Origin of the sequence: Marinactinospora thermotolerans DSM 45154, from assembly GCF_900167435.1 — a bacterium.
GTDB classification, from domain to species: Bacteria; Actinomycetota; Actinomycetes; order Streptosporangiales; family Streptosporangiaceae; genus Marinactinospora; species Marinactinospora thermotolerans.
Window position 1 is genome coordinate 31,379 of record NZ_FUWS01000001.1, and the last position, 13,134, is coordinate 44,512.

Annotated in this window: 12 protein-coding genes; 7 read left to right on the forward strand and 5 right to left on the reverse strand. The window is 74.0% G+C overall.

The window, feature by feature from the left end; translation table 11 throughout:
- Window positions 1-104 precede the first annotated feature (104 nt).
- Both B5D66_RS00140 and B5D66_RS00145 read left to right on the forward strand, forming a co-directional pair.
- The gene (locus B5D66_RS00140; RefSeq protein ID WP_078759487.1) at window positions 105-941 is read left to right on the forward strand and encodes an EamA family transporter; all 837 of its coding nucleotides are present in this window, start codon (window positions 105-107) and stop codon (window positions 939-941) included.
- Window positions 942-978: 37 nt separating this feature from the next.
- On the forward strand, window positions 979-1,686 hold the full coding sequence (locus tag B5D66_RS00145) for a B3/B4 domain-containing protein (protein ID WP_078759488.1): 708 nt from the start codon (window positions 979-981) through the stop codon (window positions 1,684-1,686).
- A 100-nt stretch (window positions 1,687-1,786) separates the two neighbouring features.
- On the opposite strand, the gene B5D66_RS00150 is transcribed toward B5D66_RS00145, so the two are convergent.
- Together B5D66_RS00150 and B5D66_RS00155 are read right to left on the reverse strand one after the other, a co-directional pair.
- Complete coding sequence (locus tag B5D66_RS00150) at window positions 1,787-2,410, reverse strand: SAM-dependent methyltransferase (protein WP_078759489.1); 624 nt, start codon at window positions 2,408-2,410, stop codon at window positions 1,787-1,789.
- Between the two features lie 206 nt (window positions 2,411-2,616).
- Window positions 2,617-3,267 (reverse strand): FMN-binding negative transcriptional regulator, encoded by a 651-nt coding sequence (locus B5D66_RS00155; protein WP_078759490.1) that lies wholly within the window; start codon window positions 3,265-3,267, stop codon window positions 2,617-2,619.
- 128 nt (window positions 3,268-3,395) lie between these two features.
- On the opposite strand from B5D66_RS00155, the gene B5D66_RS00160 reads away from it, so the two are divergent.
- The gene (locus tag B5D66_RS00160; RefSeq protein ID WP_078759491.1) at window positions 3,396-3,935 is read left to right on the forward strand and encodes a GNAT family N-acetyltransferase; all 540 of its coding nucleotides are present in this window, start codon (window positions 3,396-3,398) and stop codon (window positions 3,933-3,935) included.
- 472 nt (window positions 3,936-4,407) lie between these two features.
- Complete coding sequence (locus B5D66_RS00165) at window positions 4,408-4,746, forward strand: hypothetical protein (protein ID WP_078759492.1); 339 nt, start codon at window positions 4,408-4,410, stop codon at window positions 4,744-4,746.
- Window positions 4,747-4,782: 36 nt separating this feature from the next.
- Here the strand turns inward: B5D66_RS00165 and B5D66_RS00170 are convergent, their stop codons facing one another.
- Both B5D66_RS00170 and B5D66_RS00175 read right to left on the reverse strand, forming a co-directional pair.
- On the reverse strand, window positions 4,783-5,868 hold the full coding sequence (locus tag B5D66_RS00170) for a DUF917 domain-containing protein (RefSeq protein WP_078759493.1): 1,086 nt from the start codon (window positions 5,866-5,868) through the stop codon (window positions 4,783-4,785).
- A complete protein-coding gene (locus B5D66_RS00175) occupies window positions 5,865-7,439 on the reverse strand; it encodes a hydantoinase/oxoprolinase N-terminal domain-containing protein (protein WP_078759494.1) in 1,575 nt (524 codons plus the stop codon). The genes B5D66_RS00170 and B5D66_RS00175 overlap by 4 nt, the downstream gene beginning before the upstream one ends.
- 286 nt (window positions 7,440-7,725) lie before the next feature.
- Between B5D66_RS00175 and B5D66_RS00180 the strand changes: the two genes are divergently transcribed.
- From B5D66_RS00180 to B5D66_RS00190, 3 genes are all read left to right on the forward strand, one after another.
- Window positions 7,726-8,799 (forward strand): DUF917 domain-containing protein, encoded by a 1,074-nt coding sequence (locus tag B5D66_RS00180; RefSeq protein ID WP_159457179.1) that lies wholly within the window; start codon window positions 7,726-7,728, stop codon window positions 8,797-8,799.
- Window positions 8,796-10,406 (forward strand): PucR family transcriptional regulator, encoded by a 1,611-nt coding sequence (locus tag B5D66_RS00185; protein WP_078759496.1) that lies wholly within the window; start codon window positions 8,796-8,798, stop codon window positions 10,404-10,406. Before B5D66_RS00180 ends, B5D66_RS00185 begins: the two co-directional genes overlap by 4 nt.
- Before the next feature lie 76 nt (window positions 10,407-10,482).
- Window positions 10,483-11,835 (forward strand): flavin monoamine oxidase family protein, encoded by a 1,353-nt coding sequence (locus B5D66_RS00190; RefSeq protein WP_078759497.1) that lies wholly within the window; start codon window positions 10,483-10,485, stop codon window positions 11,833-11,835.
- 9 nt (window positions 11,836-11,844) lie between these two features.
- Here B5D66_RS00190 and B5D66_RS00195 read toward each other — a convergent pair whose 3' ends face one another.
- Window positions 11,845-12,867, reverse strand: coding sequence for a sodium:calcium antiporter (locus B5D66_RS00195; protein WP_078759498.1), 1,023 nt, complete (start codon window positions 12,865-12,867; stop codon window positions 11,845-11,847).
- Between the last annotated feature and the right edge of the window lie 267 nt (window positions 12,868-13,134).

Genomic DNA, 13,134 nt, shown 5'->3' on the forward strand with positions numbered 1-13,134 from the left:
CCACACGTGGACCATTGGAATGCACCACACGGTCATTCTGTTGACATGACTCGGTCGTTCTGATGTACAGTCTAGTCGTTTTATTGAACGTCAAGGGATGTGCCGTGCTCGCTCTACTGCTGGCGCTCGGCAGCTCACTCGCCTACGGATGCGCCGATTTCCTCGGCGGCCTCGGCGCCCGCAAGGCCCACGTGCTGCGCACCGTGATGATCGCGGCCCCGGCGAGTCTGCTGGTCGAGCTGCTGTTGTGGCCGCTGCTCGGCGCCTCGTTCGACGCCGCCCCCCTCGGCTGGGGCGCCGCGTCGGGGGTCGCCTCGGCCGCCGCGTTCGCCCTGCTCTACCGCACCCTGGCGATCGGTCCGATGAACGTGTTGTCGCCCGTGACCGCGCTGGTGTCCGCCGTGCTGCCCGTGACCGTGGGACTGTTCCAGGGCGAGCGCCTGGCCACCGCCGACCTGGTGGGCCTGCCGCTCGCGCTGGTGGCGGTGGCACTGGTCAGCGCCGGACCCGGCGTGCGCTCGGCGCGCCCCTCCCCCACCGCGCTGCTCCTGGCCTTCGGTGCGGGCACCGCCATCGCCCTCCAACTGGTCTTCCTGCACCAGGCGCCGTCCGACAGCGGGGTGGCCCCGCTGATCATCGGCCGAGCGGTCTCCTCGGCCGTCACCCTGACCGCGGCCGGGTTGCTGCACCGCAGGCTGGGCCCCGAACGGCCCGCCTACGCGATGTCGGCGACCGCGGGAGCGCTGGACTCGGTGGCGAACCTGCTGTTCCTGCTCGCCGCCCGCAGCGGGAACCTCGCCGTCGTCGCCGTGATCACCGCCCTCTATCCGGCCGGCACGGTGCTGCTCGCCCGCGGCGTGCTCGCCGAACGTGTCCAGCGCGGCCAGTTCGTCGGCCTGGGCGCCGCCGCCGTCGCCGTCAGCCTCCTCGCCCTGTCCTGATCCGACCCACGTCCACACAGAGAACGGAAACCGACCCATGACCGTCTTCCACCTGGCCGCCGACGTCGCAGACGCCTTCCCCGACACCCTCATCGCCCTGGTCGCCGCCACGGGCCTGCGCGGCCGCGAACCCTGGCCCCGGACCGTCGCCGCCCTGGAGGAACTGGAGCAACGGCTCGCCGACGGCTCCTGGCGTCCCGCCGACGAGACCGACCCCCGCATCGCGGCCTGGCACCAGGCCTACCGTTCCTTCGGCACCAACCCCCGCCGCGTCCGTCCCAGCGTCGACGCGCTCGGCCGGCGCCTCGCCAAGAAGGGGTCCTTGCCGCGCATCAATCCGGCCGTCGACTCCTATAACTCCGTCTCCGTCCGTCACGGCCTGCCCGCCGGCGCCTTCGACCTGGACCACGTCACCGGCGACGTCGTCATCGGCCACGCGAACGGCGATGAGTCCTTCACCCCGCTCGGCGAACCCGACACGGTCGAAACCCCCAAGCCCGGCGAGATCGTCTACGCGGACGGCGGCGGAATCCTGACCCGTCACTGGAACCACCGCGACGCCCACCGCACCCGCGTCACCGAAGACTCCGCACGCGTCGTCTTCGTCCTGGAAACCCTCCAGGCCGCGCGCGACGGCCATCTCCTCACGGCCGCCGCGGAGGAGCTCCGGGACCTGCTCGAGCCGCACACCGAGCAGGTCACCGTGGGCTACCTCGGTCCGCACCAGCCCACGGCCCGCGTCTGAGACCTCGCCCGGTCACTCGCCGGCCGCGCGTGGTCTTCGCCGCCGGCCACGTTCGATCCGGGCGCCGCGCGCTCCCGGGTCCGGAAACGCGCGGTGCCCCTCACCCCTGGTGCTGTCGGCGCATCGCCACGATCGTGTCGACGACCTCGGCGCGCCGCCCCCCGGGACCCGTCGCGTCGCGCTTCGGCGATTCGAGGATCTCGGGAAGCCATTGCGGCCCGAGCTCAAGCGATTCGGCCAGTTCTTCGGGCGTCGGGGGGCGATGTGCCGAGGGGTCCCACGCCCAGGGCGCCACGGAGCCGTGGTCCACGATGAGGAGCACCCCTCCCGGTGCGACGGCGTCGGCCGCGCGCCGCCAGACGGTCTCCCGCGCGGGGACGTAGAAGAAGCTCCCCAGCACGAGGTCGAACGGGCCCGGGGGCACGGGGTCCACCGTCAGATCGCGCCGGGCCGCCCGCACCCGGTCCGCGAGCCCGAGCGCTGCGGCGCGGTGTGCGACGCGGTCCACCGCGGTCTGGGCGACATCGAGCGCTGTCACGGACCACCCCCGCCCGGCGAGCCAGAGCGCGTCACCCCCATGGCCCGCGCCGAGCTCCAGGGCCCGCCCCGCTGGAAGCCGCAGTCGGGGCACCGTCGCCGAGACGGCGGGGTTGGGGGCGGTCCCCCACGTCGGGTCGAGCGTCCCGTAGTGGCGCTCCCAGAAGTCCGCGTCGTACACGGTCATCGTCGTTGGCTCCTCTCGTGGGCCGTTGACGGGTCCGATCTCCGGGGACAGACTGCGGGCTTCCGCCGGCACTTCGCGAACGGATTTGCCATGACGGCAAAAACGGACGTCCGCTCGCGAGCACGGGGCAAGACGGGTTCGCCGGCCGGGTACGCCCCGGCCGGCGCGGGCGGCACCGGGCGGGCCGATGAGGACGCGCCGGCCCGTCAGCGGGGCCGCGCCCCCTCCTCCCGGTCCCATACCGCCTCCATCGCCTCGGCGACCTCGCTCTCGCGCGCCCCCTCGGCGCGCAGGCCCTCGATGACTCCGGCGACGTCGCGGGAGGGACGGTTCTGGCTGAGCTTCCACTTCGCCTCGATCCGGGACACGACGACCTCGACGCCCACGATCGCGCGCACCTGTCCGGCGAGGAACGTGTCGGGCGCGTCGTCGACCCGCCACGGCTCGGGCCGGTCCGCCTCGTGCTTGTCGGTGAGGCGGCGGACCGCGTCTTGGATCCAGGCCGGATCGTGGTGGGCGTGGAGCCGGCCGTGCACGTGGACCGTGACGTAGTTCCAGGTCGGGACCACGCGACCGTGCTCGCGCTTGGTCGCGTACCACGACGGGCTCACATAGGCTTCGGGACCGCGCACGATGGCCAGCGCCTCGGCCCCCTCGGCACGCCACTGGTCGTTGTTGCGGGCCACGTGGGCCACCAGCGCGCCGTGGTCGCCACGCCGCGGGTCGAAGACGAAGGGAAGAGTGGTGGCCGCGAGGCCGTCCGGTCCCGCGGTGACGAGGTCCAGCGTGCCCGCGCGCGTCAGCAGGTCGTGAACCGCGGCCTGGTCGGGCGCCGCGAAGTGCCGGGGGATGTACATGTCCGCTCCTCTCGACGCGCCCGCACGACGGACGCTCGAAAGATTATCTAATACATATAAACTATTGCACTAGTTCATATACTCCGCTACCTCGTCGTCGAGAGGGGCGCGTCGGGGAGAATCAGGGCGTGGACGCCATCGAGACCCCCCGGCTCCTGCTACGCCGCTGGCGGGAGGAGGACGTCGCCCCCTTCGCCGCGATCAACAGCGACCCCCAGGTCATGCGCTGGATCGGCGACGGAACGGTCCGTGACCTGGACCAGACCCGCGCCCAGGTCGCGGCGATCGAACGCGGCTGGGAGGAACGGGGATTCGGGCTGTTCGCCCTGGAGCTCCGTGAGAGCGGGGAGCTGGTCGGCTTCACGGGTCTTGCGGTACCGCGCTTCCTCCCCGAGGTCCTGCCCGCCGTGGAGATCGGCTGGCGGCTGGGACGGCCCTTCTGGGGCCGCGGGCTGGCCGGCGAGGCCGCCCGGGCCACCCTGCGCTCCGCCTTCCTCGAACACCGGCTGGAACGGGTGGTCGGCATCGCCCGGACCGAGAACACCGCGTCGATACGGGTCATGCGGCGCCTGGGCATGCGCCGGGAACGCACGACCGTGCTGCCCGGGACGCACCACTCCGTCGTGGTCTACGAGATCACGCGCGACGCCTACGGCGCCCAGGGCTGAGCCCCCGTTGCCGGCGCCTGCCGCCGGCCCCGTGCCGGTTCCCCGCCGAGACGGTGGTGGGCGCGTATCCGGCACGGGCGCCCGACGCCGCGCGGGTCTCCCGCCGGCCGTCCCAGGCCCCTCCCCGCCCTCCCGTTCGCCGGACCGCGCGCCTGCCCCGGCAGACGCCCGCGTCCACGTTGGGGCGGACCGCTACCCCGACCGCTCCCGCGTCCTACCCCTCCGCTCGCGCCGGCCCGCGCGGCGGCCTCCCGCCGCTCGCCTCGCTCTCCCCGGGAAGACCGGACGCGAACGGCCTGCCTCGTCGCCCGCGCGGGGCCGCGCAGACCTTTTGCGCCCGGCCGCAACCCGGCGTGTCCGGACCCGCCCTCTTCCCCTTCCCCGCGTGCCGGAGCGATCATCGCTGATGGGAACGGCCCGGGCTCCCCGGCACGGGCCGGCCTCTCCGTCCCTCGACGCGTGGAGGACGACCATGACCGAACAGGTAGCGGGCTCCCTTCCCGGACCGCTCGCCCCCGACTCGCAGATCCGGCTGCCCCTGGCGACCGCCGACCGGCTCAGACAGTCGCTGGACGGGGTGCTGGCCGCCCTCGCCTACGCCGTCTCCGCCTGCGGAGGGCGCGACATCCTGGACCGGCGCAGGCTGATCGAACTGGCCCGCGACGTCGAGGAGCTGACCATCGCGATCGAGGACGCGGGCGGCTGCGCCGCCGACCGCTCGCGCAGCCGCGCCCTCTACCACCTCATCGCCAGCGCCGTGGACGGCGGGCGGATCGCCCACCACGACGCCTACGCCCGGCACCTGCCCTGAACCACGCCGCACGGCCGCCCCCGGGGGCGGCCCGGCTCAGACGAGCCGCTCCACCGGGACGAAGTCATGGTCGTAGCCGAAGTAGCGCGGTCCCACCAGGTCGAGCCCCTCGTCCGTGCGCCAGCGCGGATGGCAGGGGATGCCCAGCACCGCCACGCGGAAGCCGTAGCGCATCGCCTCGGTGGTGACCGGCTCGCCGGTCTCGGCGTCCAGGACACAGATCAGGTCGGGCGTGCTCGCGACGACGGCGCCGTCACGTTCGGCGACGAGGTGCTCGTTTTGGAAGCCGAGCGCGAGTGTGTGCCCGGCCCACTCACCCGTCCCCTCCAGTCCGGCCCGGCCCCGCACGAACCCGCCGGTGGTCCGGCGCGAGACGTCGACCACCTTGCCGCGCAGCAGCTCGAACCCGCCCAGGGCCGCGACGGCTTCGGCCACCGGGTCCGCGTGCTCGCGCCGGGCCCGCGCCAGCCGCGCGCCCAGGTCCCTGGCCACCCCCAGGGTCCCGGGCACCAGGCCGCGCTTGGCCTGGGCGCCGTCCATGGGGTAGATGGCCGTGGCCGCGCTCGCCCCCATCTCCACCGTGGCGGGTCGGGCGAGCCGTTCGCCCCACCGGTTGTCGACGGTGCGCAGGACCAGGGAGTTGCCCTTCTCATCGGTGAGCGCCATCGGCGTGGCGGCGACCCCCTCCAGCGTGGGCAGCATCATCTGGAGTTCGGGGAAGGCGCGTCCCATCCCGTCACCGTCGATGAGCGGCAGCCCTAGCTCGGCCGCCGCGGTGATCGGGATCATCGAGTTGACGCCGCCGGCCTCGACACAGGCCACGTGGGTGGGGGTGCGGCCGAGGACCTCGGCGAGCGCGGCGACGGCGCGGGCCGGTTCGTGGCCGGCCGGCAGCTTCTCCACCATCACCGCCGGCGCGCCCATCATGCCCACCGGAACGACGAGGGCGTCATCGGGCACGTCGGCGAGCTGGACCACGCGCACCGGACCGTGCCTGCGGATGGCCTGTTCGGCCATGACCCGGCCGATGTAGGGGTCGCCGCCCCCTCCGGTGCCCAGCACCGCGGCCCCACGGGCGAGGTCGGCGACGTCGTCGTGGCCGATCAGGTCGAAATCACTCATGACGCACCGACTTCCTGTCCCACGGTGTTCAGTTCCAGGTCCCCGACCGCCTTGACGCGCACGCGCACCGAGTCGCCCGGCAGGTAGGCGATGGGAACCTCGTCGACCTCGACGACACGGACGCTGGCGGGCCGGGCCCCGGCGACCACGGCCCGCTGAGCCGCCTCCTGCCTGGCCTCGTCCAGGACCGCGCCGCGGTCACGTCCGCCCAGGGAGTAGATGCGGTCCACCTCCCCGCCCACCTGGGCGATGGCCGCGCCGATCGCGTTGGCGACGGAGGCGTGTTCAGGGCGCAGGACCGTCTCGAATCCGGGCAGCGCACCGGGGACCAGGACGCTTCCGCCGCCGACCAGCACCATCGGCAGCGGTTCCGCCGAGGTGCGCATGGTGTCGGCGGTCTCGGCGATACGCCGGGCGATGTGCTCCAATCCGTCACGTACGAGCGCGGGATCCAGGTCCGCCACCAGCGCCGGGTCGCCGATCCGGGCGATGCCCGCGGCCACGGCGAGGTCGGTCGCGGTGAGGGTGCCGCCGCCGAACACCCTGGCCTCGCTGGTCAGGCGGTGCCCCACGCTGCCCGGGCCGACGCGCAGCGGGCCGTTGCCGGTGTGGACGAGACTGCCGCCGCCGATGCCGATCGCCACCACGTCGGGCATCCGGAAGTTGGTGCGCACCCCGCCGATCTCGACCTCGGCGCCGGCCGGGCGCGGGAAGCCGCCGACCAGGACGCCGATGTCGGCGGTGGTGCCGCCGACGTCGACCACCAGGCAGTCGCTCAGCCCCGACAGCAGCGCGGCACCGCGCATGGAGTTGGTGGGCCCGGAGGCGAAGGTGGCCACCGGGTAGTCGCGGGCGTAGTCGATGTCCATCAACGTGCCGTCGTTTTGGGACAGGTACAGCGGAGCGTCGATGCCGCTGCCCGCCAGCGCGCGGCGGAACGCCTCGGTGGCGTGCTCGGCCACGTCGAGCAACGCCGCGTTGACGATGGTGGCGTTCTCCCGTTCCAGCAGCCCGATGCGCCCGAGCTCGTGGGAGAGCGAGACCTTCACGTGGGGCAGCTCGGCCGCGATGATCTCGGCCGCCGCGATCTCGGCCTCGGCCGTCACCGGGGAGAAGACCGAGGTGATGGCCACGGTGCGCACACCGGCCTCGCCCAGTTCCGCCGCGATACGACGTAGTTCGGCGGGGCGCAGGTCGCTGATCGCCCGACCGTCGAACTCGTGTCCGCCGTGGGCCTGGTGGACGTGGCGCCCGATCGCGTCGGCGAGGTGGTCCGGCCAGTCCGACATCGGCGGGATGCCGGCACCGGCGGGCAGGCCCAGGCGCAGGACACCGGTGCGCGCCAGTCCGTCGCCCGAGACCACGGCGTTGGTGAAGTGGGTGGTCCCGATCATGACCGCCTGGACGGCCTTCGGATCGAAGCGCTGCTCGGCGGCGAGGCCGGCGAGCGCGTCGACGATGCCGGAGGTGACGTCGGCGGTCGTGGAGCGCTTGACCGACGCCACCACCGAGGTCCCCTCCATGAGGACGGCGTCGGTGTTGGTCCCCCCGACGTCGATGCCGATGTGCATGTGGGCGTGTTCTCCTTCGGTCGGGGTGGGCTGTCTCCCGCGAACGGGACGGGCGGATCGGCCGTCACGCCGCGGCCCGGGACGTCCTGTGCCCACCGGGCGACAGGACCGGGGGCCCGCCCCCGCGCCGGAGGGCGGTGCCCGGCGACAGTGCCACGCTAGGGCCCGCTTCGAAGCGGCTCAATGTGCGTTTCGCACATTTTCCCGACGTCCGCGCAGCACTGTGCTGCCTCCTCCTCGTGCCGTGACGGCCTGGGGGTTCTTCCCCGCGCTACAGTTCCCTGCCATGGGGGAGACGCAGCGGCGGATCGACGTCGCCGACCTGGCCGACCTGGCGCTGGGCGCCCGGCTGCTGGGATCCGGCGGGGGCGGGCGCACCTCGACCGGCGCCGCGTTCGCCCATGCCGCGCTGCGCGACCGCGGGCCCGTACGGCTGCTGGGGACGCGGGATCTTCCCGACGACCACACCGTCGTCGCCGTGGGGGTGGCGGGCTCCTCCGCCTTCATCGAGGAACGCCTGCCCTCGACCGAGTTGGCCACGGCCGTGCGCACCCTCCTGGATCTGCTCGACCGTCCCCCGTTCGCGCTGCTGCCGCTGGAGATCGGTGGCGTCAACGCGCTCCTGGCCGTCGCGGCGGCGTCGATGCTGGACGCGCCCCTGCTGGACGCCGACGCCATGGGCCGCGCCTTCCCCCGCGTCGAGCAGACCTCGCTGACCGCCTCGGGCGTCGCCGTCGCGCCGGCCGTGCTCGCCGTACCGGATGGGACGACCCTCACCGTGCGGGGCGAGGACAACCTCCGCGTCGCCGGGCTCATCGGCGCCAACCTGCCCGCCCTGGGCGGCTGGGCCGCGACGGCGCTGTACCCCTGCCGAGCCGACGTGGCGCGCACGGCCGCGATCCCCGGCAGCGTCTCCCGGGCGCTGGCACTGGGCCGCAGCCTGCGCGAGGCGGGCGCCGACCCCCACGACCGTCCGAGGTTCGCGGCGTCCATCGGCGCCGAATGGCTGTTCGACGGCGTCGTCGCCGAGGTGCTCCGCCCGGACCGGGCCGCCCCCCATCTGGTGGTCACGCTGGAGTCCGCGCTCCCCCGCCAGGAGACCCTGCGGCTGGACGCCGGCGACGAATTCCTGCTGGCCGCGCTCGACGGACGCCAGGTGGCGCGGGTCCCCGATGTGATCGCGGTGCTCAGCGCCCGGGAGTGGAGCGTGCTCGGCGTCGACGCCCTGCGGCCACGTCAGCCGGTGTCGGTGCTGCGGATCCCGCGCCCGCCCATTTGGGATCGGTTGGCCGCCGGCGACCTGGTGGGCCCCGGTGCCCACGAGCTGGGCTCCCTCGACACCGTGGCGGGGCCGTCGTGAACGGCGCGCCGGGTGGGACGGGCACCCCGGTGACGGCGCGCGACCTGCTCGCGCTCCCCCTGCCGGGGCGGGTCCAAACGCTGGGCGGCGCCGGTGGGCTCGATCGCGTCCTCGACCGCGTCGTCCCCCTGGGCGCCGACCCCGGCAGCCGCGCCGACAGCGATCCGGCCTGGTCGCGGGCGGCGGTCATGGCCGACCTGTCGGCGCGGCCGGACCTGCGCCACGGCCATGTCGTCGACCTGCTCCTGCGGATGTGTCACCACCGAGGCGCCCACGCGCTGATCGTCGTCGGCGAGACCGCGCCGGCGCTGGTCACCCGCAGGTTGGCCGACCGCTACCGGATAGCGCTGCTCGCGGTGACCGGCGCCGCCGCGGCGACGGTGATCGGGGAGGTCACGGTGGCCGTCCACCACCCCCAGGTGGCCACCGCCCGCCTGCTCGTCGACCTGGCCCGGGAACTCACCCGCTGCTCCGGTGATCTCGAACGGATCAGCGCCGTCGTCGCCCGCGCGCTGGACGCCTCCTTCGCCGTACACGCCCTCGACGGCACGATCACCGGGACCAGCCCCCTGCCCCGGGTCCCAGCGGGGGTGGTCGCCCGGTTCCGCTCCCCGGCCGCCGAACTGGTGGAGGGACGCAACGTGGTGGTCCAGCCCGTCTCCGTCCCGGTCGGCACCCCCCAGACCTGGCTGGTGGCCGAACGGGACGACGCCGGACCCCAGTGGCGCGACATGGCGTCGCGCGCCCTGGCACTGGCGCAGGGGGAGGTCTCGGCCTGGGCCACCGCACGGCGGTTGCGCCTGGCCGAGGAGGACCGGACCCACGGCTGGCTGCTCACCGAACTGGTGGAGGGCGGCGGGCGGATCGGCGAACGCTGGCGCGAGCGCGCCGCCGCGCTCGGTTGGCTGGTCGACGGCCGGCACGTGGGCGTCCAGATCCAACCCGTCGACGAGGGGCCCTTGGAGGCACCGGCCCTGGCCGCGCTGGAGGACCGGTTGCGCGCCGCGGGGCTGGACCTGACCGGTCCCATCGGGTGGCGGGGAGGGGCCGCGGCCTGGTTCAGCGGTGCCGGGCCGAGCGGGCCGGCACCGCGCGCCGACCTGAGAGACCGGCTGGCCGGCGCGCTCGCCGCCTTCTCCGCCTCACCTGCCGGCCGGCCGGTCGTGGCCGGTGTGGGCCGGCCCTCCTCGGGCCCCGAGGGGATCGCCGCGACGCTGGAGTCGGCGCGCGCCGCGGCGCTGCGGGCGCTCACCCGGGGCGGGACGGGGACGGTGGCCGCCGACAGCGGTGGCGGCCCCGGCCGCCTGCTCGTGGACTGGTACTCCTCCGCCGACTTCCGCGGCGAGGCCGCGCGGCTGCTGCGCCCGCTCGCCGAGACCGACGACGCGCTCGTGCCCACCCTGGCGGCCTACTTCGACGCCGCCGCCTCGGTGACCGCTGCCGCCCGGGCGCTGGGGGTGCACCGCAACACCGTCATGCACCGGCTGCGCCGCATCGAGGACCTCCTCCACGTCGACCTGTCCGACCCCGACACCCGGCTGGCCCTGCACCTGGCAGTCCGGGTGTTCCCCCGCCCGTTCGCCGGCCAGGAGTTTGTAGCCCTCTGAGCGGAACCAGGCCGCGAGCGCGCCCGTTACCGGTCATGATCATGGCAGGAACAGGCCGCAGGGAAGGGAAGTCCAGGTGGAACACGCGCGGGTCGTGGTCGTGGGAGGCGGGGTGTCGGGGCTGGTGGCCGCACGGGCCCTGCACGCCCACGGTGTCCACGGAGTCGTGGTCCTGGAAGGCGCCGACCGTCCCGGTGGGCGCGCGACCGAAGGGCTCCTCCCGGGCAGCGCGTTCGTCCGAGAGCACGAGCGGGGGCTGCTGGAGCTGGCCGACGAACTCGGCGTGCCGGTCGACCCCCTCGCCCACGACCCCACGCTCAACGACCTGCGCGTCGACGAGGAGGGCGGGATCGAACTCAGCGACGACAACCTCCCCCTGGACCTGTCGTGGTGGTCCCGGATACGCGGTGGCCGGTTGCTGGACCGGCTGACCCGGCTCGCCGCCGGCATCGACCCGACGGCCCCCTGGCTGTCCCCGCGGGCGGAGGAGCTGGACTCCCAGACGGCGCGCTCGTGGTTGCGCGCCCACTCCTCGGACTGCGCGCTGCTGGACCTGATCGAGGAGCATCTGACCACCGAGGCGGGGCTGCCGGCCGACCGCATCAGCATGCTGTGGCTGCTGGCCCACCTCGGCCCGCGCCCCGGCGACGGCAAGGACCTGCTGCGCCTGGATCCCGTGCTGCTCACCGACCGGCTGAGCGCCGGAGCGGGCGCGGCCGTGCGGACCGGCCACCACGTCGGCCGCGTCGACCAGGACCACACCGGGGTGCGCGTCCACGGCCCGTGGGGCTCCATCGCCGCCGACCACCTCATCATGGCGATCTCACCGGCCGACGCCCGGCACATCGAGTTCACCCCGAGCCTGCCGTCGAGCCGGTGGCGCATGCAGCAACAGTGGCCGCAGGCCGAGATCATCCAGACCGAGGTCGTCTACTGGCGGCCCTTCTGGCGCAACTTCGGACTGTCGGGCCAGGTCCACTTCGACGACGGCATCCCCGCCTGGACCATGGACAACAGCCCCGGCGACTCCTCCCAGGGCCGTCTGCTGGCCCACACCTACACCTTCGGCGAGGCCGATCCCCTGGGAGCCGACCAGGAGGTCATCGACGAGCCCGCGCGCCACCGCGGCCTCCTGCTGGACAACCTCGTCCTGGCCTTGGGCCCGCTCGCGGCCCAGCCGCTGTCCTACTCCTGCTCCAAGGCCGGCGGCGGCCGCTACAGCCGGGCCTACCGCTGTCCGGCGCCTCCCGGCTTCCTCACCGAGTACGGTCCGCTGCTGCGCAGGCCCGTGGGCCGGATCCACTGGGCCTCGACCGAGACCGCCCCCTTCCCCGAGAACGGCAACCTCAGCGGCGCGCTCTCCAGCGGCCTGCGCGCCGCCACGGAGGTTGCGGCCGCCGGGGCGGTGAGGTGCCCAGGCGCGGCCTGAGGACGGCCCCTAGCCCACGGCGGCCAGCGCCGCCAGGCCCACCCCGCACACGACGAACATCGCGATCCCCTCGAAACCGATACCGTCGCGCTGGCGGCGGATCAGGCCCGCGGCGACGAGCAGGTTGAGGACGATGCCCAACCCGACGAGCAGGACCACCTCGCGGTTGACCGCGGCGTAGAGCGAGCCCTCCCGGTAGACGATGTCGGAGGCCGACAGGAACAGCACGTCGAACCCGTTACCGCCGATGATGTCGCCGATGGCCAGGTGCAGCGCGCGGATGCGCACCGCGTACAGCACGGTGACGAGTTCGGGGACGGAGGTGACGAAGCCGGTGATGACCGCCCCCACGAAACCGCTGGACATGCCGGTCCGCTCGGTCAGCGACAACCCCGCCTCGCCGATGAGATAGCCGGCCAGGGACACGACCGCGGCCAGCCCGGCGAAACGCAGCCACATCGACGACAGCCGCTCGCCGTTCGCCATCTGTTCGGGGTCGGGCTCGTCGGTATGGGTGAGGCGGGTCGGCTCCACCCGCCACATGGGCGACTCCCCCACCTCGCGGGACAGCCGCAGCCAGTACCAGTAGACGAGGACGAGCAGGAGGGAGACCGGGTGGACGCCGAACACGGTGACCTGGGGCCCCGCCCCCGCGGCCAGCACGGCGGCCAGCATGGTGGACAGGCCGACCGGGGCCAGCAGGTTGGGCAGCGAGGCGGCGGCGTGTTCGAGGTTGGCCCTGCGGTAGAACACGTCGGCCAGCGCGATGAAGGTCGTCTGCAGCACGATCCCGCCCAGCGCGTTGTTCATGGCGAAGACCGCGTCACCCCGGGCCGCGCCGAGGATACTGGTGATGAGTCCGGGCAGGGCCGTCACCGCGCCGATGAGCAGGACCCCCGCCATCGTCTCGCCGATGCCGGTGCGGTCGGCGAGACGGTCGACCAGACGGGTGAACGGGCCGCCGGCGACCACCAGCAGCACCATGGCGACCGCCAGGGCCGCCGCGCTCACCCATATCGGCCAGTCGTCCATGGGTCACCTCATCACGGGTCGGGGGCTCGGACGAGAACGTCCGCCTCTCGCTACCCGCTGGCTTCCCACCCACTCCACCGGCGACGGCTCTCCAGGTCACAGAGGCGGGGCGGGGTACGGTGTCCGGGTCCCGCGGCCGGGGAAGCATCGCCGCGGGGCCCGGACATCCCTCACGGGAGACCGTCACGGCCCGTCGCCTCGGACGTCCGCCGCGCGAACGGGCCGTCGCCCGCTCAACGGTCCGTGGGCCGCCGGGGGTTCCCGCCT

Coding starts and splice junctions, on each gene's coding strand:
- B5D66_RS00145 (WP_078759488.1), top strand. CDS start 979: ATGACCGTCTTCCACCTGGCCGCCGACGTCGCAGACGCCTTCCCCGAC.
- B5D66_RS00150 (WP_078759489.1), bottom strand. CDS start 2,410: ATGACCGTGTACGACGCGGACTTCTGGGAGCGCCACTACGGGACGCTC.
- B5D66_RS00155 (WP_078759490.1), bottom strand. CDS start 3,267: ATGTACATCCCCCGGCACTTCGCGGCGCCCGACCAGGCCGCGGTTCAC.
- B5D66_RS00165 (WP_078759492.1), top strand. CDS start 4,408: ATGACCGAACAGGTAGCGGGCTCCCTTCCCGGACCGCTCGCCCCCGAC.
- B5D66_RS00170 (WP_078759493.1), bottom strand. CDS start 5,868: ATGAGTGATTTCGACCTGATCGGCCACGACGACGTCGCCGACCTCGCC.
- B5D66_RS00175 (WP_078759494.1), bottom strand. CDS start 7,439: ATGCACATCGGCATCGACGTCGGGGGGACCAACACCGACGCCGTCCTC.
- B5D66_RS00180 (WP_159457179.1), top strand. CDS start 7,726: ATGGGGGAGACGCAGCGGCGGATCGACGTCGCCGACCTGGCCGACCTG.
- B5D66_RS00195 (WP_078759498.1), bottom strand. CDS start 12,867: ATGGACGACTGGCCGATATGGGTGAGCGCGGCGGCCCTGGCGGTCGCC.